Origin of the sequence: Eubacterium sp. AM05-23 (assembly GCF_003477535.1) — a bacterium.
In the GTDB taxonomy this organism is placed as follows: domain Bacteria; phylum Bacillota; class Clostridia; order Eubacteriales; family Eubacteriaceae; genus Eubacterium; species Eubacterium maltosivorans.
In genome coordinates this window covers 138,938-161,837 of sequence record NZ_QUDF01000003.1, presented here as the reverse complement: position 1 = coordinate 161,837, position 22,900 = coordinate 138,938, and the positions used below count along the sequence as shown (strand labels likewise).

Below are 22,900 nucleotides of genomic sequence, written 5' to 3'. Positions count from 1 at the left end.
AGTATTCAAATTATTACTCGAATGCATTAATTATACACAAAATGGTCACGCCTTGCCTTAATTTTTTGATACTTTATATCCTTTTTAAGAAACAAAAAGATAAAGGATCACAACTTTTCAGCTGTGATCCTCTGTTTTTAAGCTTCTGCTTTTAATTTTTCAGCAACGTCGGTTTTTTCCCACGGTAAATCCAGGTCGTTTCTGCCAAAATGGCCATAAGCGGCAACCTGCTTGTAAATCGGTTTTCTCAGGTCAAGATTCTTGATAATCGCGGCTGGTCTCAAGTCAAAATGCTTTCTTACCAGCTCTGCGATTTTATCGTCGGCAACCTTGCCTGTTCCAAAGGTATCGACAAAAACAGATACCGGTTCAGCCACACCGATGGCATAGGCAAGCTGTACCTCACATTTATCAGCCAGGCCTGCCGCCACAATGTTTTTGGCAACATAACGGGCTGCGTAAGCGGCAGAACGGTCGACCTTTGTCGGATCCTTTCCTGAGAAAGCACCGCCGCCGTGGCGTCCATATCCGCCGTAGGTGTCTACGATAATCTTACGTCCGGTTAAGCCGGCGTCGCCCTGTGGGCCGCCGATAACAAAACGGCCGGTCGGGTTGATAAAATATTTGGTATTTTCATCCAGAAGAGCTGGGTCGATCACAGGCTTAATGACCTTTTCGATCATATCCTTACGGATGGTGGCAGCGTCCACATCAGCGCTGTGCTGGGTCGAAATGACCACAGTGTCCACTCTGGTGGGCACACCGTCGTTGTATTCAACGGTCACCTGAGATTTTCCATCCGGTCTCAGATAATCTACAACACCCTGTTTGCGCACGTCAGAGAGCTTTTTGGTCAGCTTGTGGGCCAGCGAGATCGGCATTGGCATGAGCTCTGGCGTTTCGTTGCAGGCAAAGCCAAACATCATCCCCTGGTCTCCGGCGCCGGTAGCCAGATCTTCCTCTTCCAGCTTTCCTTCTTTTGCTTCAAGGGCCTTGTCCACACCCATGGCAATGTCCGAAGACTGTTCGTCAATGGAGGTTAAAACCGCGCAGGTTTCACAGTCAAAGCCGTATTTCGCACGGTCATAGCCAATGCCGCGGATGGTCTCACGGACAATTTTAGGAATGTCTACATAGCAGTTGGTGGTGATTTCACCCGCTACTAAAACCAAGCCGGTTGATACAGATGTTTCACAGGCAACACGGGCCATCGGGTCCTGTTCGATGATCGCGTCCAGCACCGCATCGGAAATCTGGTCACAGATTTTATCCGGATGGCCTTCAGTAACGGATTCTGAGGTAAATAATTGTTTCATTATTCGCTCCTTAAAAATTTGTATTGTCGTAATTCTATTTACCTTTGATAAAGATCACAGATTTTTTAAATCCTTAAATAAAATTAACCCCATGCGCGCATGGGGTTAGATTCGTTCAAAAACCCCATCATTACAGTTTAACTGCAGGTATTGGCACCATGCTTATGCTGGTTGCCGGGTTTCATCGGGCCTGTCCCTCCACCTCTCTGGATAGGTAAATATTCAATTACTTGTAATAGGATAAACCTACAGGGCTGTTTTGTCAAGCCCCTTTTATGGAAAAAAACAAACGGCTTACTGATTCATCCGCCTTTCAATAACGTCAATATCCTTTGGAATCTGCGGCGACAGGTTTTCCGGTCCGTTTTCTGTGATGAGGATATCATCCTCAATTCTCACGCCCATCCCCATTTCCGCAATATAAAGCCCCGGCTCGCAGGTGATGACCATGCCAGGCTCCAGAATATATTCCCGCTTATCATTGGTGTCGTGGGTATCCAGCCCCAGTGAATGGCCGATGCCGTGATAATAGAATTCATTGATGTCTTTATCTTTGGGCACAATGTTGTTTTTTAAACATTTCTCAAGAAAAATATCCTTGGTTGCCTGTTGGATATCCAGCATTTTTGCACCGGGCTGGTACATCTGGATCAGCTCTCGCTGAGCTTCCAGAACCATGCTGTAGACCATGGCCTGTTCGTCAGTGTATTTTCCAGAAACCGGAAAGGTACGGCTGATATCGCCGCAATAGCCCTTATAGCGGGCCCCCAGGTCCAGAAGCACCATATCGCTTCCCTTCATGGTTGCCTGGTTTTTTATGTAATGCAGCACCGTAGCACTTTTGCCAGAGGCCGCAATGGTCTGGAAGGATACCCCCTGAGCGCCCAGCATATTGATGGTGTATTCAAAGACCGCCTGAATCTGATATTCCTTCATATCTGGCTTCAAATTTTCAAGAATAGCGTCGATCCCCTTCGCGGTTATTTCGATGGCGTCACGCAGCGCCTGGATTTCCTCGGGTTTTTTAATTAACCGCATGGCGGTCAAATAAGGCTGAAGGTTTTGAATCTCCATATCTGCGAACAGCAGCTTGACCTGCGGATCGCTGGTCGCAAAGCTCTGATGCCTGGGCATGGTAAAATCAAAATACAGGTTGTCAAAACGGGTTTCCTGTAAAACGCAGGGCTCCAGATCAGAGTTGTAACGCACCTCCTCGATACCAGATAACGCCTGCGCTTCCTCAATACTGATCTTAGCGCCCACCCATTTTTCCTTAAAAGGGTCTGGCTCATCAATGAATAAACGCTCTGTAACCTCGCCATTGGCGTCCTTTTCCATCAGAAGGGTCACATTAGGCTCCTCAATCCCCGTCAGATAATAAAAGTTGTTATCTGTGTAAAAGGGATAGTCCGCGTCCAGCGACTGCTGGACCGCCCGTCCGGAATAGATGATCGCCAGGCTCTCCATCTCCAGCTTTTCGCCTAATTCTCTGCGGGTTTGTCTATAAAAATTCTGTGATAATGGCATTTTCACACTTCCTTTTAATTATTTTGTCACTAAGGACTATTGTAAACATAAAAAAGACCAAATTCAATACTGAATTTGATCTTTAGCCAAAAGAGTCAGCGCATTTCACCAATCCCCTTTTTTATTGCAATACATACCTTTCCAAAAGCCAGGCCACGCCGTCTTCATCATTGGTTTTCTCACCAACGGCATCGGCGTGCACCTTAACGCTGTCCATGGCGTTTTTGACCGCCATCCCCAACCCGGCGCCTTCGATCATCGGAATATCATTTTCGCTGTCCCCGATACAGGCCATCTCATCGGCCGCAATGCCGTAAAACTTGGCCAGCTCCGTAAGGGCCGCGAATTTGTTCAGGCCCTCCATGGTGATTTCCATAAGATTGCGCCCCGCGTGAAAGGTAATGGTTCCATCGCAGCGGATCGACTGGATACGCTCAAGCTCTTCCTCAGACTGATAGGAAAACACAAACTTAAGGGCATCTTCTACTGCCGAAAGATCCTCCAGCCGCTCAATATAAGGCCGGCGCACACCAGGTACCTTCCCATAAACATGGCACAGAGGCTGGTCTGCTATATCATAAAACATATTGTGGCTCGTGGCCACAAAGCAGGGCACCCCCAGCTCCCGCGTCTGGCTTAAAACACTGAGATACCGGGCTCTGTCGATGGCACCCATCACCTTTAAAATTTTATCCTCGTTAAAAATAGTCCCGCCGCCGTCGCCAACGTGGTATTCTTTTTCAAGCCCCAGCCCAATCTTCTTGATGAACACCAGCTGAGATTCATTAAACCGTCCGCTTGCTGTAACCACCCGGATTCCTCTGTCGATGCACGCCTCCAGCACTTCCCGGTTTTTATGGGAAATCTGCTTGTCTGTTGTCAAAAGGGTGTCGTCAAGATCAAGGGCAATCAGACGAACCATCTCATCATCCCCCAACTGCCATAAGGCCGAGGGCGCATAATGTTGTCACAATAACGCCTGCGATGGCTGAGCCCAGAATAACCGACAGCATGCCGCGCTTAAAGTCCATCTCAATGAGCGATGCGGCAAGACAGCCGGTCCAGACGCCAGTGCCCGGCAGCGGAATCGCCACAAAAATCATCAACCCCCAGAATTTGTACTGTGTGATTTTCTCTGATTTTTTCATCCCTCTTGTGTGCAGCCAGTTGGCAAAGGGGCCAAAAACCTTTGTACCCCGCATCCATTTTAAGACCGCCGGTAAAAACAGCAGAATAAAGGGAGCCGGTATAATGCTTCCGAGCCAGGACAGCAAAAAAACCTGAAGGTAGGGCATGTGCAGCACCAGGGTTCCCCACGGAATTGCGCCTCTGAGTTCAACAATCGGAATCGCTGAGATAATGAAAACCTCCAGCCAGTCCGGTAAAAAAGCAAAAAAATTAATAATCGCCTGGGACATTCGTTTCTCCTTTGTTTTTAATCATCTTTATTAAAACTTAAGCATTTTCAATATTGGAATATGCAATTAAAAATTATAACATTAATTTCTATCCGAAACAACTATAAAGGTGCTTGACAAGCTTTCCAAAAGTTTTATTTTCAGTTAAAAAACCGGTGCAAAATTTGTTTTTTCCTTTGTATAATGGTAAAATACCAGTAGTTTGTTATATAAAGGAGACATCATGAAAAAGATCCTCGGACCTTTAAGAAGAGCAGTTGAAAAATATGAAATGATACACCCCGGCGACCGCATCGCAGTTGGTCTGTCCGGCGGTAAGGACAGTACTGCACTGCTGGTTGCCATGAAGCGCTTTCAATATTTCTCGCCAGTTCCTTTTGAACTGGAGGGTATTACCTTAGATATGGGCTTTGGCGGAATGGACTTTGAACCGCTGGTTCAGCTCTGCGCTGAGCTGGACATCCCCTACACCATCAAAAAAACACAGATCGGTCCCATTGTTTTTGAGGCCAGACAGGAAAAAAACCCCTGCGCCCTCTGCGCCAGAATGAAACGCGGCGCACTGCACGACCTGTCCATTGAGCGGGGCTGCCGTAAAATCGCCCTCGGCCACCACGCCGATGACGCCATCGAGACCTTTTTCCTGAGCCTTTTTTATGAGGGCCGCGTCAACACCTTTTCACCGGTAACCTACCTTGACCGGAAGGATATCACCCTGATTCGTCCCTTAATCTTTGTTAAGGAAAAGGATATTGTCTACAATCCTGAGGTCAAAGCACTGCCCGTCATTAAAAGCACCTGTCCCGCCGACGGCCATACCAAGCGTGAGGACATGAAAGACATGATGAAAGAGCTCAGAAAGACCATTCCCGAGCTGGATGACCGCATCCTGAAGGCCATCCAAAATAAAGAACAGTTCCACCTGTGGTTCTGATCACTTTTGACAGATTACATTACATGATATTTATATATAAAAGGAGAACAGCATGAACGAAAAAATTTTAGTTGTCGATGACGAAGCCGCTATCGTAGATTTAATCAAAATGGAGCTAGACTTTGAGGGTTATCAGGTAGAGACCGCCTACGATGGTCAGGAAGCCATAGAAAAGGCACAGAGCTTTGAACCAGACCTCATTGTCCTGGACATCATGCTGCCCAAGGTCAATGGCTATGATGTCTGCAAAACCCTGACGCCAATAATGGACGTTCCCATCATCCTCTTAACCGCTAAAACCGATATTATCGACAAGGTTCTCGGCCTTGAGCTGGGCGCCGACGATTACCTGACCAAGCCTTTTGACAACCGTGAGCTGCTGGCCCGTATCAAGGCCCATCTGCGCCGCGCTACCAAGGCTCCGGCCGCCAAGAAAACCGATGCCGTTATCAAAAACGGACCTCTCAGCATCATGCCGGATGAGCGGACGGTTCTGCTTGATGGCAAGGAAGTGCACCTGACGCCAAAGGAATTTGACCTTTTATACCTGTTGGCCTCCAATCTCGAGCAGGTCTTTCCACGGGATACGCTGCTTGAAAAAATCTGGGGCTACGATTATTACGGCGACACCCGAACGGTCGACATGCACGTTCAGCGAATCCGCCGCAAGATCGATACCCAGCCCAATAAATTCATCCAAACCGTTTTTGGGATCGGATATAAAATGAGGAAAATCTGATGCAAATGACCTACCGGGGGCGAATGATTGTTTACAATATCGCCCTTTTTATCGCTACCTTTATCATTGTTATTTTCTGTGTGGTCCAGGGCGTTACCTACTACTATATCAACCAGGCAAAGGATAAGCTCGGGGTCATGAGCCAGGACGCAGTGCTTTATATTGGCCAGGAGCTCAAGGCCAGCTCCTCCGAAGCGGCCAATGAAACCCGCTACATCGACAACAGCCTGTCCTTCAGCAAAAGCATTGCCCAGCTCGAAAACAGCCGGGTTATTCTTTTCGACGCCGCCGGCAACGCCATTGCGGACTCCGTCTCGATTCCGGACAATCAATTTCTGAGCAATGAGATTGCCCTTTCCCGCCAAAAGGACAGTCCGGTCATGACTCTGAAAAGCATCGACAACACCAGTGTTCTTTATTATGTATCGCCAATCGAGATCGACAATAATTTTCTTGGCTATGTTGGCTTTATCTATTCACTGGATAATATGGACTCCTTCCTCAGCCTGTGCACGCTTTTGTTTGTCATCGGCGGGATTCTGGGCCTGACCATTCTGGTGGTGGTCACCCTGTCCTTCTCCAAGCATTTTGTCCAGCCCATCAAGGATTTGACCCGCATTTCAAGCGAAATCAACAAGGGCAATTACAATGTCATGGTTCATTACAGCCGGGACGATGAGATCGGGGATCTCACCCAGGTTTTTAACAAGATGTCTCAGAATGTCAACAATGTAATCCTACAGCTGGAATCCGAACGAAAACGCCTCGCCAGTGTTCTGGCCTCCCTTGACGACGGGTTGCTGGCCATAGACAAAAAGGGGAATATCATCACGTCCAATTCCTATATCAAAACCTACTTTAATATATCCAACCCCAAAACAATCTATGATTTCCAGTACCAGTCCTTCCTCCGGGATATGTTTGACGATCTTAAAAACGGCAAGGACCATATATCAGAGGAAATCGACTGTAACGGCCGTAATCTCCTTATCATCGGCAGCCCCATCCGGGAAGCCGGCTATGAAGAAAATTACATGATCATCATCCGTAACGTCACTGCCACCAAGCAGTTCCAGAATGAACAGAAAAAATTCATCAGTTCAGTTTCACATGAGCTGCGGACGCCGCTGACGACCATTATCGGCTACACAGATATGCTCACCCGGAGACAGGTGGTGGACCCCGAAATTCTGAACCGTTCGCTGTCGACCATCAATCGTGAGGGGCACCGTCTGCTGCGCCTTGTGGATGATTTACTGAATGTGAACCAGTTTGATAAAATCGAATTTGACGTTAAAAAGGCTAACCTCGACCTGCATGCCCTGCTCATCGATGTCGTCGACCAAATGCAGATTAAATCCAGCCAAAACGACATTGAGATCAACTATAAATCGGACGAGAACCTGCCGGAGATACTCGGCGATTACGACCGGCTCCAACAGCTTTTCATCAATGTTTTACACAACGCGATCAAATATTCTGACAAAGGGGATATTATCGACGTGGTTTCCACGCGCGAAGACGGCAGTATTGTTGTTTCAATCCGCGATTATGGTGTTGGTATCTCCGACGTGGAAAAGGACCGCATCTTCAATGCTTTCTACCGTGTCGATGAAGACCGCGCCCGGAGCGAGGGCGAAGGTGGCGCTGGACTTGGCCTCTACCTGGTAAAACAGATCGTTGAAAAGCACAATGGCACCATCCGCGTCGACAGCCAGGTCGGTGAAGGCACCAACGTTATCGTAACCCTGCCCGTCATTGAAAAAGCACTTGCCGGAGGTGAAGAAAATGAAAAAAAATAAATGGATCACGCTGCTTCTGCTTTGTGCGCTCCCATTTTTCCTCGGCGGCTGTAGAAGCTTTCTGGTGCCCCAGGATAAACCGCTGGCTCTTAACAACGCACTGCTTCAGCAGAAAAACGCACAGAGCAAAATGGAAATCCTTTCCTTTGAAAACATCGGAACCGGGATGGTTCAGGACATATCTTACGACGGCAGCACACTTCTGTTACTTAACACCACTGAAGCGCCGCCCATCACCTATAACATCAATTTGCTCAAGGTGGGTGAAAATGAAAACCAGCTGACCAGCTTTGTCAATTCCGAAAAGCACCAGCTTTCCGCCAAATTCGACGAATACGCCAGAGGTGTCTTTTATGTTGAAAAGGGGCTGGACACTGGAAACGAAAAATCCTCAAACCAGCTTATCTGGACCTCCATCGACAAGAGCGTTACAAAGACCATTTCCTCTCCTGAGGAAAATGTCAACTCAAATATCTGTATTGTGGACGATAGCAGCGTCATCTACAGCAACACCAGCAATCAGATTGTCATGGCAAACTCAGACGGCGACCGCCGTATTTACCATACGGTCCGCGGCATTCCCGTTCAAGATATCCAATATTACCCCAAAAACAACGCGGTTATCTTCACAGGTACAGACCCGACCGATGATCAGAAAACAAACCTGTACCTTTCCGAGATAAAGGACGGAACTGACGAGCTCAGCTCTACCCTAATCGATGAAAATGTTATAAACTTTGATATTAACCGCCAAAACGGCAGCATTATCTACACGCAAAATTATGGAGATTCCAACCGGATCATGAGTTACAGTATCAGCAAAGGGACTCAGGCCTCCGTTATCAGCGAGGGGAATTTTACTTCGGCGGTGTATACGCCAAGCGGAGAGAAAATCCTGTACACGCAGTTTTCCAGCATCAATACCAAGACCTCTCAGTCCATCTGGATCATGGATGCAAACGGAAAAAACAAGCTGCAGATATCCGCCCCCCTGACCCTGACCTCGGCAATTATCGCCCATCCCTACAAGTCCACGATCTATTTCTCCATCGAGAAAAAAAGGGAGGCAACCACTGCCGACACCAAGGGGCAGCCCATTTCACAAATCTACAAAATCGATTATAACATTAATTAGCCGCAACGCCCGGGTACCATGCTGGTACCCGGGCGTTGTCTTTATAAATATATGCGCACTTTTTAACAAAACAATGGCTGATTATGATATAATAGAACATAATGACGAATACATTTCAGGAGGAAAATTTATTTTATGGACAGTAGCAGTCTAATAATGATGTTTGTTCTCGCACTGCTTATTTTAATGTCGGCCTATTTTTCGGCCACCGAAACAGCCTTTTCAACCTTTAACAAAATCCGCATGAAAAACATGGCGGCCGAAGGCAATAAGAAAGCAGCTCTGGTACTGAACATCAGCAAAGACTACGACAAAATGCTCTCGACCATTCTCATCGGCAACAATATTGTGAACATTACCTCAGCCTCGCTGGCAACCGTCCTGTTTACCCGGTATTTTGGCGATCTGGGCGTCACCATCTCCACTGTGGTCATGACCGTCCTTGTTTTGATTTTCGGGGAAATTTCTCCCAAAAGTATGGCCAAAGAGAGCCCTGAGAAGTTTTCTGTTTTTTCAGCGCCGATTTTAAATTTTTTTATTTATCTTCTGACACCCCTGACCTTTGTCTTTTCACAGTGGAAAAGACTGCTGTCAAAATTTTTCAAATCCGCGGACGGTCCCAGCTTCACTGATGAAGAACTGAAAACCATTGTGGATGAAGCCCAGAGCGAAGGGGTATTCGACGAACATGAGAGCGAGCTGATCCGTTCCGCCATTGAATTTGACGACCTCAGTGCCGGGGATATTGCCATTCCCAGAGTCGATATCACTGCCATCGATCTCGAAACGCCGCTGGATAAAATAGAACAGCTCTTTTCAAAAACCGGTTACTCCAGACTTCCGGTATACATCAAAAGCATTGATAATATCATTGGCATGATCCATGAGAAGGATTTTCATTCACTGATCAATCACGATATTACCTCTATTCAGGGAATTGTGGCCGATGTGGTGTACGCCAGTGAAAACATGAAAATCTCTACGCTGCTGCGGCTGCTTCAAAAGTCTAAGACCCATATGGCCATTGTTGCGGACGAATTCGGCGGCACCTTTGGGCTGGTCACCCTTGAAGATATCCTGGAAGAGCTTGTGGGCGATATATGGGACGAACATGACCAGATCGTGGAAGTTTTCAAGCCCCTGGACGATCATACAACCCTGGTTTCCTGCCATGCTAACCTCATCGATATGTTTGAATACTTCAATATCCAATTTCAAAATAAGGACCTGGACTCCAATACCGTCAACGGCTGGGTGGTTGACCTGCTTGGCCATATACCAAAGGTCGGCGACACCTTCACCTATGAAAATCTTGCCATTACCATCACAAAAGCCAGCCTCAAGTGTGTTCTTGAAATCAAGATCGTCCGGACAGAAGAGCCTGAAACAGATGCTTGAATTTAATCCATTAAAAAAAGCCTGCAAAAACGGCAGGCTTTTTTATTTTTTTGCTTAAACCATGCGAACCTTACCCTGATAAACCATCCCGCGCTTCGGATCGACGGAGATCAGCTTACCATGTCCGATGATTTCGAGGGCCTTTTCAACGCCGACGATTACCGGAATATTATAGTGTAATCCGGCAATGGCGCCTTCGGAGCTCAGGCCGCCTTCTTCTGTAATGATGGCCGCTGCCTTGTCCAATATCCACGAAATATCCGGCGATAAGGATTTGACAACCAGGATATCCCCTTCCTTGAATTCAGAAGCGTTATCTTCATTGATCAGTTTTGCATAGCCTGTTACCGGCTTATCACCAATACCGGTACCACTCATAATCGCATTGCCCACGGTATGGACTTTGATCATATTCGTATTGCCCTGTACGCCAAGGGGTACGCCAGCCGCCACAACGGCCAGATCGCCAATTTTGACAACGCCCAGCTCTACAGCCGCCTGTACCGAGTCATGCACCATGGAGTCAGTATCTCTGAGCTCTGTCATATACATGCAGTAAACACCCCAGGAAAGGGTTAAACGGCGGACAGTGGATACTTTATCACTGACAGCTAAAATTGTACATTCCGGGCGGTATTTAGACAGCATACGCGGTGTATGTCCAGAGGAGGTCGCCGCAATAATAGCTGTCGCATCCAGGTTAGCCGCAATCTGTACAGCGGCTTCACTAACCGCATTGGTGATGGTCAGTTCGCCGTGCTCTGGTTTTTGACGGTTAATGTATTCTTCAGAACGCTCTGTTTTTTCCACGATATTTGCCATGGTTTCAACCGCCTGTACCGGATAAGCACCCGCTGCGGTTTCGCCAGAAAGCATTACCGCATCCGTACCGTCAAATACCGCGTTGGCAACATCACCAACTTCGGCTCTTGTCGGTCTTGGATTACGGATCATGGAATCCAGCATCTGTGTGGCCGTGATAACCGGTTTACCCAGAAGATTACATTTTTTAATGATGCTCTTCTGCACCAATGGCACTTCCTCAGCCGGGATTTCTACACCAAGGTCCCCCCTGGCAACCATAATACCATCAGAAACCGCTAAAATACGGTCGATTTTTTCAACACCTTCACGGTTTTCAATCTTGGAAATAATCTGGATATTTCCGCCGCCGTTATTTTCGAGTACCTTACGGATCGCAATAACATCCTGCGGCTTGCGCACAAAGGACGCTGCGACAAAGTCGACTTTCTGCTTGATCCCAAAGATTAAGTCACTTTCATCCTTAGGTGTCAAACCCGGCAGATTAATTTCGACATTTGGAATATTGACGCTTTTTTTAGAGCCCAATACACCTCCGTTGTCGATACTGCAATAGATTTCCGTTCCATCAATGCGGTCGACATTCAGTTCGATCAGTCCGTCGTCAATCAGAATTTTATTTCCTACTGACAAGTCATCCGGCAGCCCTTCATAGCTGACACTGACACGGTCTGCATCCCCTTCGATCTGTTCCGAGGTCAGCACAATTTTTTTACCGGTTTCAAGGGTTACTTTTCCTTCTTTTAAGTCTCCGGTACGGATTTCCGGACCTTTTGTATCCAGCATCAGCGCGACTGGAATGTTCAGCTCTTTACGCACTTCTTTAATTCTCTGAATTCTTCCCGCATGCTCTTCATGGCTGCCGTGTGAAAAGTTTAAACGCGCTACATTCAGCCCGCCCTGGATCATTTTGGTTAAAATCTCTTTTGAATCGGATGCCGGCCCAAGGGTACACACCATTTTTGTTTTTTTCATACTGTTATAACCTCACTTTATATTAATATTTATGTCAAATTTCTTAAATCGTTAAATCGACAGGATCTTTGCAATTTTGTACATGTCTTTACGGAAAACTTTTGGTGTTTCCAGCGCCTCCTCAAGGGGAACCATGATGTACTCGCCCTTGCGCTGTACCACAACATTTCCGGTATTGTCATTAACGATCGCTTCTACCGCTTTATATCCCATAAAGCTTGCAAGATTGCGGTCAAAATGAGACGGTGATCCACCTCTTTGGATATACCCTAAATTGGTGCCTTTAGTTGTAACCTGTGTCAATTCCTCAATTTTTTTGCAGTAATCACGGTAGCTGCCGCAGCCTTCAGCCAGCATGACGATGCTGTGAAGCTTCCCACGATCCTTGCCAGCCAGCAGCCGGTCACAGATTCCCTCAAGGTTGGTTTCAATTTCAGGGATGATCAATGCCTCTGCACCAACCGAGAAGCCTGCATACAGAGCGATATCCCCGCAGGTACGTCCCATGACCTGCACCACGTTGATCCGGTTGTGGGAAAAGGTGGTATCACGGATTTTTCCAATGGCTTCAATGGCTGTAGTCACAGCGGTGTCAAAGCCGATGGTAAAATCACTGGCGCCAAAGTCATTATCAATGGTCCCGGGAATCCCCACAACGCTCACACCCAGCTTTTTCAATGCCAGTGCCCCGCTCAGGCTCCCGTCTCCGCCGATGATAATCAGATGTTCAATGCCATACTCCCTCAAAACCTCGGCTGCGCGCTTCTGTCCTGCCTCGGTCGGAAAAAACTCACTTCTGGAGGTTCTTAAAATGGTACCACCCTTTTGCAGAATATCTGCGACTGAATAGACATTTAATGGGCTGATATCTTTATCCAGCAGGCCTGCATAGCCGCGATTGATGCCGTAAACATCAATTTTATGATAAATGGCTGTCCGGACAACTGCCCGGATCGCCGCGTTCATTCCTGGTGCGTCACCACCACTCGTTAAAATACCAATTTTCATTTGAGTACCTCCACTTTATTCTGCCCTAGAATTGCTTCCAGGTTATTTATTAATTCATCACAGACGCTCACCCAAAGGTTTTTATCTGCGCCAAATTTTTTATGTTCTTTTTCAAAATGCAGCTCCACTGGCACTTGACCCGGTGTTTTCATTAAAACGGATTTGATCTCTTTTAGCAAGGGCTTTTGTGTAAAATCTGTAAAATGAATGACCAGCTTCTCCTTCTGTTCAGACGGTGCATACACTGTTCTTTCCTCTTTCACCTGCGGAATATCCGCTTTCAGGCTGAGAGGATAGACCTGTTCGCAGATAACAGAAACATTCATTTCTTCATTATAATTTATTTTACCTCTCACAATCACCGCATGGTCCACAGTCAGGAGAGGACGGTATTTCTCCAATGTATTGGGGAATACAACCACCTCCAGGCGGCCGTATAAATCTTCCAGTGTCATAAAAGCCATCAGCTTGCCATTGCGGGTAATCTGATTTTTGATGTCATCGATGAGTCCGCCAATAATCACTGCCCCGCCGTCTCTGATTCCAGAATCTCTCAGGTCTTCATAGCTGTCAAGCATACTGCTGTTAAGGTTTGTCTTTTCTTTTAAGGTATTCTCATACTTTTCGAGGGGGTGCCCCGTAACATACAGGCCGAGCACCTCTTTCTCCAACGCCAGCCGCTGCTCCTTGGTAAAGGGCGCCACATCAGGCAGAAAGTCTTCCTTCAGGCTGCTGTTCCCGCCAAAATCCAACAAGGATATCTGGCCGGCAAGGCGGTCGCGTTTTTCGCGCTGCACCTGGTCCACCATCCGCTCTGCGCCAAGCAAAAGCTGAGCGCGGGTGCTTCCGGTATAGTCAAAGGCGCCACTTTTAATCAGGCCTTCCACCATGCGTTTATTCAAGGCTTTTAAATCGACTTTCTCACAGAAATCCCGAAAGCCCTTGAACGGGCCGCCACTCTCTCTGGCATTTACAATCGACACGATGGCATTTTTCCCAAGTCCCTTAATGGCGCCTAAGCCAAAGCATATCTTGTTGTTCTTTACAGAAAACTTATCATAGCTGACATTCACATCCGGCGGCAGCACCTTGATGTCATTTTTACGACAGTCCTCGATATATTTGGATACCTTTTTTTCATCATCCATCACAGAAGACATTAAGGCCGCCATAAATTCTGTGGGGTAATAGCATTTCAGCCAGGCTGTCTGGTAGGCAATAACCGCATAGGCCGCGGCATGTGATTTATTAAAGGCGTACTTGGCAAAATCCTTCATCTCCGCATATATCTGCTTTGCCACGTTTTCCGGCACGCCCCGGTGTACTGCGCCGTCGATGATAGACACGCCGTTTTCATCCACCTCGCCGTGGATGAAAACCTCACCTTCCTGGTCCATGACATCAATTTTCTTTTTCGACATGGCACGGCGGACCAGATCACTTCTGCCCATGGTAAAGCCTGCCACATCTCTGAATATCTGCATAACCTGTTCCTGATAAACCATACATCCGTAGGTAACGTTCAGAATCGGTTCCAAAATCGGGTGCAGATAGGTGATTGCCTCCGGACTTTTTTTATTTTCAATATATCTTGGTATCTGATCCATGGGGCCAGGGCGGTAAAGGGAAATACCGGCAATGATGTCTTCGAAATGCTCTGGCTGCAGATCACGCATAAACGCGATCATCCCTTTACTTTCAAGCTGAAATACCCCCAGAGTATCACCCTTGGATAGCATCTTGTAAACCTTGGAATCCTCGAGATCAATATTGTCTAAATTGATCTCTTTCCCCTGGCTGTGTTTTATATTTTCGAGAGCGTCCCGGATAACCGTAAGGGTTCTCAGGCCCAGGAAGTCCATCTTTATAAGCCCAAGGTCCTCCAGGAGTCCCATGGGAAACTGAGTGGTAATCATGTCTCCGTTTCTGTAGAGCGGCACATATTCCATCAGCGGCTTATCTGAAATAACTACACCTGCCGCATGGGTGGAGGCATGGCGGGCCAGCCCCTCCATGGATTCGGCCATATCCAGAAGCTTGGAAACCTCTGGATCGTTTTCCTTCATCTTTCGCAGCTCGCTGTTTTCTTCCAAAGCCTTTTCAATCGTAATATTCTGTCCGGGGTGCATTGGAATTTCCTTGGCCACCTTATCTACTGCATTGTAGGGCATATTCAAGGCTCTTCCCACATCGCGCACCGCACCTCTGGCGGCCATGGTACCAAAGGTAATAATCTGGGCCACATGATCTGCGCCATATTTCCTGATAACATAATCAATGACTTCCTGTCTTCGTTCATAACAGAAATCGCAGTCGATATCCGGCATCGTGATTCGTTCAGGATTTAAAAAACGTTCAAACAGAAGATTGTATTTCAGGGGGTCCAGGGTCGTAATGTCCAGCCCGTAGGCCACGAGGCTTCCTGCTGCAGACCCCCGGCCAGGCCCAACCATGATGTCATGATCCTTGGCGTACTTAATAAAATCCCAGACCACCAGAAAATAATTGTCAAAGCCCATAGAGTGGATAACGTCGAGCTCATAATCCATGCGTTCCTTTATTTCCGGCGTGAGCTCCTGATACCGCTCCTTAAGGCCTGTTTCACAAAGCTTTCTCAGATAGTCGCCCGCAGAGCTTTCCCCCTCTGGGAGCTCAAACTCTGGCAAATGAGCGCTTTCAAGGTCAAAGCTCACATTGCAGCGCTCTGCAATTTTGTTGGTATTCTCAATGGCTTCCGGCACATCAATAAATAACCGGGACATTTCATCCGAGGATTTCAGATAAAATTCATCATTTGGAAACCGCATCCGCTCCTTATCATCCACAGAAGCAGCTGTCTGGATACACAAAAGCACATCATGGGCTTCGGCATCCTCTTTACGGACATAATGAACATCATTGGTCGCTACCAGAGGAATATCATATTTTTTAGAAAAATCGATGAGCACCTCATTGACCTGCGCTTCCTTCTGCATGCGGTGATCTTGTATTTCAAGGAAGAAATTTCCCTTACCGAAAATATCCTGATACATCTGGCAGATTTCGTTTGCTTTCTGCAACTGCCCTTCAATGATCAGCCTTGGAATTTCCCCGCCAATACAGGCTGACAGGCAGATGATGCCTTCATGATGCCTTCTTAAATAGTCATGATCAACCCTGGGTTTATAGTAAAATCCATCAATAAAGCCTTCCGATACGACTTTCATCAGGTTTTTATAACCATCGTTATTTTCGGCAAGCAGTACCAGATGATAGGGATTGGTATCAATGTTACCTTCCTTCTGGTCAAGACGGCGGGGCGAAACATAGACCTCGCAACCAATAAGCGGCTTGATGCCTTCCTCCAGGCAGGCTTTGTAAAAATCGACCGCGCCAAAAAGCACCCCATGGTCCGTAAGCGCGAGACTTTTCATTTTCAAATCCTTTGCTTCTTTCACGAGCTGCTTAATTCTTCCAAAACCATCTAAAAGGCTAAACTCACTGTGGACATGTAAATGTGTAAATTCAGATTCGATCTGGATTCCCTCCTTTCTCTGTTATTTTCCAATAATTTCTCATATTATATCACATTACGAAAACAAAATACACCCCCTATTGTCCCAGATGGATAATATTGTTCCCGGTTACAATTGCATTTTTTAAAGTTCCTGTTAAATAATTTGAATTATAATAGCAAGCGCAGTAGAGATATGGTATAATTATCAATTATAAAATAAATAAGGAGTGTCTTTTTATATGGGAAAAAACAAAACCGGCGGCATGGGCACCGGAAAAAAAGTAGCTTTGATTATCGTAGCCATCATTTTCGCTCTTATTTTGGGCGGGGGCTTATACGCCTACTCATACATCCAGAATACGATGAACAAAATGGACAAGGTTGATATTTCAGATAACGCTCAGGATTTGGGCATTACTGAAAACAAAAATGGTGAGATTGTCAATATTGCCCTTTACGGCATCGATGCCGCCGAAGGCGAAACCGGCCGTTCTGACTCGATCATGATCCTGACTTTAGACAATGTCCACAACCGCATCAAGCTGACCTCTGTCATGCGTGACTCTTATGTCGACATTGCAGGACACGGCATGGACAAAATCAACCATGCCTATGCTTTTGGCGGCCCTGAGCTTGCAATCCGCACGCTCAACGAAAATTTCGGGCTGAATATTACAGACTTTATGTCTGTCAATTTTACCTCAATGCCTGAAATCATCGATATGCTTGGCGGCGTTAGCATTGACATCACAGATGAAGAAATCGCGACCGGACAGATTCCCGGGCTGTACCAGTCGGGCACCCAGCTCTTAACGGGCGAGCAGGCCTTGGCTTATTCCAGAATCCGCTATGCCAGCGGCAATGATTTTAAGCGAACTGAACGCCAACGGACCGTCTTAAACGCCCTTGTCGTAAAAATGATCCAGCAGCCTGTAACCAGCTACCCGGGTTTGATCAGTGATCTTGCACCTTATATTACCACCAGCCTCTCTAATCAGGAAATGCTTGATATGACTACCAAATATGGCGCGCTGGCGAAACAGGGCATTAAGCAGAACCGCTTCCCACAGGATGATGACGCCAATGGTCAGATGATCGACGGTGTGTATTATCTGGTATTTGATATCCCAACTGTTCGTGAAAAAATGGACGCCTATATCTTTCAGGATCAAAGCGTTTAATAGAGGCTGATATAAAAATAAAAAAAGAACACCGTGTTGGGTGTTCTTTTTTTATATCTTTAATAATTATTTGTAAAGGTAAAGGTCGAGCTTGCTCCCTTACTGTCTGTAACCACCACTGTATGTTTTCCAGACATATAGCTAGTCACTGTGCCAATGATCTCCATTGCCTCGCCGTCAAGCGTAACAGAAGTAATCTGTTCCGGGCTGCTGTAAGCCAGCGTTACAAACTCAGAACTGACGGTTCCTCCATTTGTAAGCCCCGCCGGTGTCTGTGCAGTGATTACAGGGCCCTGTATCTGCGCTACTTCACCCGTGTAGGGCTCAGATTTAATATCAGAAGCCTTTTTTCCGCCTTCTTCAGCGATAACCACATTCGGATCAATTGAAAACCTTAGAACGGCTTTGCTGCCATTATTGTCTTCGACAATGATCTCATAATTACCCGGGTTTGACAGCAGAGCCTCTGTTACCTTTTCCTGTGACTGTGGATCGTTCAAAGATATTCCGTTGACGAAAGCATCCTTTAAACCGGAAGTCTTAAACGCGACAGATACATCGCTGTTTGTCACATTGTTTTCATTAAAAAGATTATTTGAGGTGATCGTAATCGTTGGAGCCGTGGTTTTATCCGTGCTTTGTACGCTGGTAGACGGCTGGTTCGCATTCGCTGCGACTTTCTTTTTGCCATCATTATTCCAGGTTTTTAAACCATATACAATAATGACGCAAAACACCACAAACAGAATAACAATCACTGTATTTTTTACATGTTTCATTTACTGAATTCCCACCCCTCCTAAACGTTTTTTACCAGACTTCTTAAATGAAGGGAAAAAATGATGTTTTTTCTTAGGGCTGTATTCGATCGGACTGCACTGAATCGTCCCTCTATTACCAAGAACAATTGCTGGATTCAAATTCATAATTTGTTCAAATTCTTTACGTCCGACAATTTCTTCTGCACGATCCAATGCTCTTTCCATCAGCTCATAGCTCTTGACACGGTGTGCGTCGCTGGCCAGAAACTGAACCATATTGTGCTCCAGCATGATCTCAGCCGTCTCTTTAGAAGCACTGCCATAAAAGCCTGTCAAGCTTAATGCGTTTGTCTGTATATAAGTTCCTTTATCCATAAAGTCCAATAATATATTAGGATTTTCTCTGACAAAATCATATCTTTCAGGATGCGCTAAAATCGTTGAGTATCCCTTTGCCTGTAATCGGTAAAGAAACTCCTGCAAATGTTCGACACTCGAATCATGCCGCATGGTTTCCACTAAAAAATAGTTGCTTTTGTTCAGGGTGGTAAACTCACCTGTCTCAACCATCTGTATCATATCTGGTTCATAATAGAGCTCATTTCCCAAAAACAGCTGTATATTGATATTTTCTTCCGCAACTGCTTTTATCAAAGCCTTCAATCTTTTTTTGTTCTCAGCAACTCTGGAAACAAAATTCGTATAGCTCATGTAATGTGGTGTTAAAACAACGCCGCGGAAACCTATCCGCTCCGCAACTCTAAGCATCTCAAGGCTGTTCTCAATTGTTGGGGAACCATCATCGATACCGTATAGCACATGCGTGTGTATATCAATCATACTGTCTGCCCCTTACTTTCCTCTTTTTTCTTTAATTTTCCGCTGCTTCTTCTCTTTCTTGCTTTGATGTTGGTCTTCTTCGTAAGCACTGTAGTAATAATAATATCCGCTCCGCTTGCTTACCGGCGCATTATTCGCCACAACACCGACAATATTTCCATTGACGTTGCGCAGTGTTTCAAGGGCCAAACGCACCCCTTCCTTATTGGTGACGCTGATCGCCGCAACTACGATGTAACCATCTGTTACATGCGAAAGAACCGCGGCGTCTGTTACAACACCAACAGGCGGTGCGTCAATCAAAATATAGTCAAAGGCCAGTTTAAACTGGTTAATTAACTCAATGAGCCGCTTGCTGGCCAGAATTTCCGAAGGATTCGGCGGGATAGGACCTGAAGAAATAATGAAAAGATTCTCAACATCAGTTGTCTGAATCGCTTCTGTTGGCTCACATTCTCTTAAAAGTACATTTGTCAGCCCTCGTTTATTAGGTTGCTCGAATAAACGGTGGATTCTGGGGCGGCGCAGGTCACAGTCAATCAAAAGCACTTTCTTTTTTGACTGGGCAAGGGCAACCGCATAGTTTGCAATAATCGTCGACTTTCCTTCACCTTTACCCGTACTTGTTATCGTAAGGACCCTCAGCTCCTCATCAATATCAGCAAAGGTTATGTTGGTACGCATATTCCTGAAGGCTTCAGAAATTGGATCCTTAGGAGATTTATAGGTAATTATGGAATCCTTCATTATCTTTTACCTCCTTCAGAATGGGTCATAAGCTCTTCAGAATGTGGTATAACCGCAACAACCGGTACCCCATCAATAAGTTCTTTTAGTTCATCAACAGACTTAACGCTGGTATTGAGCATTTCTCGGATAAAGATAATAAAAACACTCACAACAATACCGAGTAAAAAGGCAATCGCAACATTCAGCTTTAAATTCGGAGAAACGGGAGTTGAATTGACCTCTGCCGCGTCGACTACCTGCAAGTTGCTGATTTTCATCAATTCACCAATATTGGACATGAACACTTTCGCTGTTTCATTAGCAATGTTGGCTGCCTCAACAGGATCCTCATCTGTGACGGTAATCTTAATCAGCTCCGTATCATTAACAGTGGTGACATCAATCATTTTAGAGAGCTGTCCATCGCTTAAATCAAGGTTCAGATTATTTTCAACCTCTGAGACAACACTCTTACTTTTTGCAATTTCACTATAAGTGCCGACCAATTTCTGGTTCGTCAAGACTTCATTGTAGTTCGCATTTGCATTTGTATCGGAGTAACCCTCTGATTTACCGATCATTAACGTTGTGTAACTGCTGTACTCTTTGTTCATAAAAAAGATGGTAAACACTGAAACCACAATCATAAAACACAAGGTTAAAATGACAATAAATTTCCAGTTTTCCTTTAACATATCCAGTATGTCATGTAAACTAATCTCTTCCATCAAAATTTTCCCTTCATTATTTTATATACTTTAAATTATAACTATTTTATTATAACAAAAACAATTATAACTTAAAAGAGAAAGAGATACAAGGAATTTTTATATTCCTTGTATCTCTTTTTAAATATTAGTTTCACGGTTAGGATGATAGTCTGGAACGATTATTTTCAACTGGTCAATCACCTCGTCCATCGTCCCGCCATCAACAATTTGTTTCAATTTTTCAAGCTCATCACATATTATGATTTCATCAAAAACTTCTGGTTTTTCAACAAAAATATCCTTATACCGTGTTTTATCAAATTCTGCCATATCATAAGAAAGCTCTTCATACAGTTTTTCCCCTGGTCTCAGACCCGAAAAGACAATCGGCATCTCTGTATAAGGTTCGTAACCCGAGAGACGGACCATACGCTCAGCCAAATCCTTGATTTTCACCGGTTCCCCCATATCCAGCACAAAGATTTCTCCACCGTGTGCAATGCTGCCAGCCTGGAGCACCAGCTGCGTGGCCTCGGGAATGGTCATAAAAAACCGCTCTATGTCAGGATGAGTCACTGTCAGCGGCCCCCCGTTTGCAATTTGTTCTTTAAATATAGGAATAACGCTGCCATTGCTTCCGAGAACATTTCCAAAACGCACAGCGACAAATTCCGTTTGATGATGCTGATCGTAAAGCTGAATCAGCATTTCACAGACCCGTTTGGTCGTTCCCATCACATTGGTGGGCTTGACAGCCTTGTCTGTGGATATCTGTACAAATTTTTCGACTTGATATTCAACACAGGCGTCCAAAACATTTCTTGTACCAAAAATGTTGTTTTTCACGGCTTCTTTCGGCGTTTTTTCCATCAGTGGGACATGTTTATGCGCCGCCGCATGAAAGACCACCTGCGGACGGTAACGTTCAAACAAGCTGTCAACACTGACCTTATCGCGAATACTGGTAATCTCCAGGTCCAGGCGTATACCGTAGCCACTTTCAATTTCCAGCTCATGGATATAGCGGCGCAGCTCGAGTTCCAAATAATACAGCGTGTTCTCATAAATATCAAGTATAACAAGCTGTTTCGGCTGATACTTGATGATCTGGCGACAGAGCTCGGAGCCAATCGAGCCTGCTCCACCGGTCACCAAGACCACCTTGCCCCTGATAAACTCAGAAATAACGCTTTTATCCAGATGGATTTCATCCCGGTCTAATAAATCCTCTATCTGTAGGTCTCTCAGCTTACTGAGGCTGACGTCATAATTCAGGATATCATCGAAGCTCGGCAAAACACGGACAGGACGTCCTGTTTTATGGCATATCTCCGCAATCTCATTCATTTCCTTTTTAGGAACAGACGGCAGTGCGATAATAATTTCGTTAACCTGTTCATCCTCAACAATTTCAGGAATATCATCTCTTCCGCCTAAAACTGTCAGACCATTGATTTTCTTTTTCTGTTTATAAACATTGTCATCTACAAAACCAACGACATAGCTTTTCATCTCGCCTGCCGCCAACTCTCTCAGAATCTTGATACCTGCTTCGCCTGCCCCCACAATCAGGACATTCCTGCAGTTGCCTTTACCTCCGACACCCTGTTTTATACGTCTCCCCGTTCGGTAGAAAATACGGATCGCACCGACCATGATCAAATCAAATACAAATGACAGAATCTGAACGGTCGTCGGAATTCCGGCGCCAATGGCAAAATACAATACAAAAGTCAGAATATTTGCAAGAATAACAGAAAAAGTTATCTGCCAGAGCTCCTCAATGCTTGCATAGCGCCAAAGGGTATTGTACATGCCAGTGATGAAAAAAACGACCACCTTGATGCCGATCCCCATGGCTAAAAACCAACGCGCACCACTGACAAAATTAAAAGGGATTTTGAAATTGTAGGTCAGCAAAAACGCAAATAAATAGGATAAAAAAAGTACCACAGCATCTAAGAAAATCAGGAATGCGACGCGTACTGCCATATCCTTGGAATCTTTTTTCATTAACTTCTCCCATGTTCTCAGACATATTAAAAGCATTATTGTTTTAATCAATAATGCCTTCTAATTAATTTATTTATAAGTGATTATACTATTAAA

18 protein-coding genes and 1 riboswitch are annotated in these 22,900 nt (G+C 45.6%); of the genes, 6 read left to right on the top strand and 12 right to left on the bottom strand.

Annotation, left to right across the window (positions count from 1 at the left end; translation table 11 throughout):
- Positions 1–137: 137 nt before the first annotated feature.
- The 4 genes from metK to DW091_RS04710 form a co-directional block, all read right to left on the bottom strand.
- Positions 138–1,319, bottom strand: coding sequence for a methionine adenosyltransferase (metK, locus tag DW091_RS04725; protein ID WP_058693828.1), 1,182 nt, complete (start codon positions 1,317–1,319; stop codon positions 138–140).
- 118 nt (positions 1,320–1,437) lie between these two features.
- A riboswitch (SAM riboswitch) is annotated at positions 1,438–1,533 on the bottom strand.
- Positions 1,534–1,610: 77 nt separating this feature from the next.
- Positions 1,611–2,843 carry an aminopeptidase P N-terminal domain-containing protein gene (locus DW091_RS04720; protein WP_074617607.1) on the bottom strand — a complete coding sequence of 411 codons (1,233 nt, stop codon included), beginning with the start codon at positions 2,841–2,843 and terminating at the stop codon, positions 1,611–1,613.
- Between the two features lie 121 nt (positions 2,844–2,964).
- The gene (locus DW091_RS04715; RefSeq protein ID WP_058693826.1) at positions 2,965–3,765 is read right to left on the bottom strand and encodes an HAD family hydrolase; all 801 of its coding nucleotides are present in this window, start codon (positions 3,763–3,765) and stop codon (positions 2,965–2,967) included.
- A 4-nt stretch (positions 3,766–3,769) separates the two neighbouring features.
- Entirely contained in the window at positions 3,770–4,261 is a 492-nt protein-coding gene (locus DW091_RS04710; RefSeq protein ID WP_058693825.1) for a small multi-drug export protein, read from the bottom strand.
- 223 nt (positions 4,262–4,484) lie between these two features.
- Here DW091_RS04710 and DW091_RS04705 point away from each other — a divergent pair, with 223 nt between their 5' ends.
- From DW091_RS04705 to DW091_RS04685, 5 genes are all read left to right on the top strand, one after another.
- Positions 4,485–5,195: a tRNA 2-thiocytidine biosynthesis TtcA family protein gene (locus tag DW091_RS04705; protein ID WP_074617609.1), complete on the top strand. Its 711-nt coding sequence runs from the start codon at positions 4,485–4,487 to the stop codon at positions 5,193–5,195.
- 52 nt (positions 5,196–5,247) lie between these two features.
- A complete protein-coding gene (locus DW091_RS04700; protein WP_058693823.1) occupies positions 5,248–5,934 on the top strand; it encodes a response regulator transcription factor in 687 nt (228 codons plus the stop codon).
- Complete coding sequence (locus DW091_RS04695) at positions 5,934–7,736, top strand: ATP-binding protein (protein ID WP_118517531.1); 1,803 nt, start codon at positions 5,934–5,936, stop codon at positions 7,734–7,736. Before DW091_RS04700 ends, DW091_RS04695 begins: the two co-directional genes overlap by 1 nt.
- Positions 7,723–8,871, top strand: coding sequence for a hypothetical protein (locus tag DW091_RS04690; RefSeq protein WP_118517530.1), 1,149 nt, complete (start codon positions 7,723–7,725; stop codon positions 8,869–8,871). Before DW091_RS04695 ends, DW091_RS04690 begins: the two co-directional genes overlap by 14 nt.
- A 135-nt stretch (positions 8,872–9,006) precedes the next feature.
- Positions 9,007–10,269, top strand: a complete 1,263-nt coding sequence (locus tag DW091_RS04685) for a hemolysin family protein (protein ID WP_118517529.1) — start codon at positions 9,007–9,009, stop codon at positions 10,267–10,269.
- A gap of 54 nt (positions 10,270–10,323) precedes the next feature.
- Here DW091_RS04685 and pyk read toward each other — a convergent pair whose 3' ends face one another.
- The 3 genes from pyk to DW091_RS04670 are packed head-to-tail and all read right to left on the bottom strand — an operon-like array spanning position 10,324 to position 16,589.
- A complete protein-coding gene (pyk, locus tag DW091_RS04680; protein ID WP_058693819.1) occupies positions 10,324–12,066 on the bottom strand; it encodes a pyruvate kinase in 1,743 nt (580 codons plus the stop codon).
- Positions 12,067–12,117: 51 nt separating this feature from the next.
- Positions 12,118–13,074 carry a 6-phosphofructokinase gene (pfkA, locus tag DW091_RS04675; RefSeq protein ID WP_058693818.1) on the bottom strand — a complete coding sequence of 319 codons (957 nt, stop codon included), beginning with the start codon at positions 13,072–13,074 and terminating at the stop codon, positions 12,118–12,120.
- Positions 13,071–16,589: a DNA polymerase III subunit alpha gene (locus tag DW091_RS04670; RefSeq protein WP_118517528.1), complete on the bottom strand. Its 3,519-nt coding sequence runs from the start codon at positions 16,587–16,589 to the stop codon at positions 13,071–13,073. The genes pfkA and DW091_RS04670 overlap by 4 nt, the downstream gene beginning before the upstream one ends.
- A gap of 220 nt (positions 16,590–16,809) precedes the next feature.
- On the opposite strand from DW091_RS04670, the gene DW091_RS04665 reads away from it, so the two are divergent.
- Positions 16,810–17,751: an LCP family protein gene (locus tag DW091_RS04665; RefSeq protein WP_118517527.1), complete on the top strand. Its 942-nt coding sequence runs from the start codon at positions 16,810–16,812 to the stop codon at positions 17,749–17,751.
- Positions 17,752–17,810: 59 nt separating this feature from the next.
- On the opposite strand, the gene DW091_RS04660 is transcribed toward DW091_RS04665, so the two are convergent.
- The 5 genes from DW091_RS04660 to DW091_RS04640 form a co-directional block, all read right to left on the bottom strand.
- A complete protein-coding gene (locus DW091_RS04660; RefSeq protein ID WP_096920434.1) occupies positions 17,811–18,530 on the bottom strand; it encodes a hypothetical protein in 720 nt (239 codons plus the stop codon).
- Positions 18,531–19,352, bottom strand: coding sequence for a CpsB/CapC family capsule biosynthesis tyrosine phosphatase (locus DW091_RS04655; RefSeq protein ID WP_096920433.1), 822 nt, complete (start codon positions 19,350–19,352; stop codon positions 18,531–18,533).
- A 12-nt stretch (positions 19,353–19,364) separates the two neighbouring features.
- Positions 19,365–20,099 (bottom strand): CpsD/CapB family tyrosine-protein kinase, encoded by a 735-nt coding sequence (locus tag DW091_RS04650; protein WP_074617614.1) that lies wholly within the window; start codon positions 20,097–20,099, stop codon positions 19,365–19,367.
- Entirely contained in the window at positions 20,099–20,809 is a 711-nt protein-coding gene (locus DW091_RS04645; protein ID WP_058693812.1) for a Wzz/FepE/Etk N-terminal domain-containing protein, read from the bottom strand. Before DW091_RS04645 ends, DW091_RS04650 begins: the two co-directional genes overlap by 1 nt.
- 120 nt (positions 20,810–20,929) lie before the next feature.
- A complete protein-coding gene (locus tag DW091_RS04640) occupies positions 20,930–22,804 on the bottom strand; it encodes a nucleoside-diphosphate sugar epimerase/dehydratase (RefSeq protein WP_224168742.1) in 1,875 nt (624 codons plus the stop codon).
- Positions 22,805–22,900 lie beyond the last annotated feature (96 nt).

Excerpts from the sequence above, each read along its gene's own strand:
- pfkA (WP_058693818.1), bottom strand. The coding sequence starts at position 13,074 with ATGAAAATTGGTATTTTAACGAGTGGTGGTGACGCACCAGGAATGAAC.
- pyk (WP_058693819.1), bottom strand. The coding sequence starts at position 12,066 with ATGAAAAAAACAAAAATGGTGTGTACCCTTGGGCCGGCATCCGATTCA.
- DW091_RS04710 (WP_058693825.1), bottom strand. The coding sequence starts at position 4,261 with ATGTCCCAGGCGATTATTAATTTTTTTGCTTTTTTACCGGACTGGCTG.
- DW091_RS04700 (WP_058693823.1), top strand. The coding sequence starts at position 5,248 with ATGAACGAAAAAATTTTAGTTGTCGATGACGAAGCCGCTATCGTAGAT.
- DW091_RS04640 (WP_224168742.1), bottom strand. The coding sequence starts at position 22,804 with ATGAAAAAAGATTCCAAGGATATGGCAGTACGCGTCGCATTCCTGATT.
- DW091_RS04645 (WP_058693812.1), bottom strand. The coding sequence starts at position 20,809 with ATGGAAGAGATTAGTTTACATGACATACTGGATATGTTAAAGGAAAAC.
- DW091_RS04690 (WP_118517530.1), top strand. The coding sequence starts at position 7,723 with ATGAAAAAAAATAAATGGATCACGCTGCTTCTGCTTTGTGCGCTCCCA.
- DW091_RS04695 (WP_118517531.1), top strand. The coding sequence starts at position 5,934 with ATGCAAATGACCTACCGGGGGCGAATGATTGTTTACAATATCGCCCTT.
- DW091_RS04665 (WP_118517527.1), top strand. The coding sequence starts at position 16,810 with ATGGGAAAAAACAAAACCGGCGGCATGGGCACCGGAAAAAAAGTAGCT.
- DW091_RS04655 (WP_096920433.1), bottom strand. The coding sequence starts at position 19,352 with ATGATTGATATACACACGCATGTGCTATACGGTATCGATGATGGTTCC.
- DW091_RS04715 (WP_058693826.1), bottom strand. The coding sequence starts at position 3,765 with ATGGTTCGTCTGATTGCCCTTGATCTTGACGACACCCTTTTGACAACA.
- DW091_RS04720 (WP_074617607.1), bottom strand. The coding sequence starts at position 2,843 with ATGCCATTATCACAGAATTTTTATAGACAAACCCGCAGAGAATTAGGC.
- DW091_RS04685 (WP_118517529.1), top strand. The coding sequence starts at position 9,007 with ATGGACAGTAGCAGTCTAATAATGATGTTTGTTCTCGCACTGCTTATT.
- DW091_RS04705 (WP_074617609.1), top strand. The coding sequence starts at position 4,485 with ATGAAAAAGATCCTCGGACCTTTAAGAAGAGCAGTTGAAAAATATGAA.
- DW091_RS04660 (WP_096920434.1), bottom strand. The coding sequence starts at position 18,530 with ATGAAACATGTAAAAAATACAGTGATTGTTATTCTGTTTGTGGTGTTT.
- DW091_RS04650 (WP_074617614.1), bottom strand. The coding sequence starts at position 20,099 with ATGAAGGATTCCATAATTACCTATAAATCTCCTAAGGATCCAATTTCT.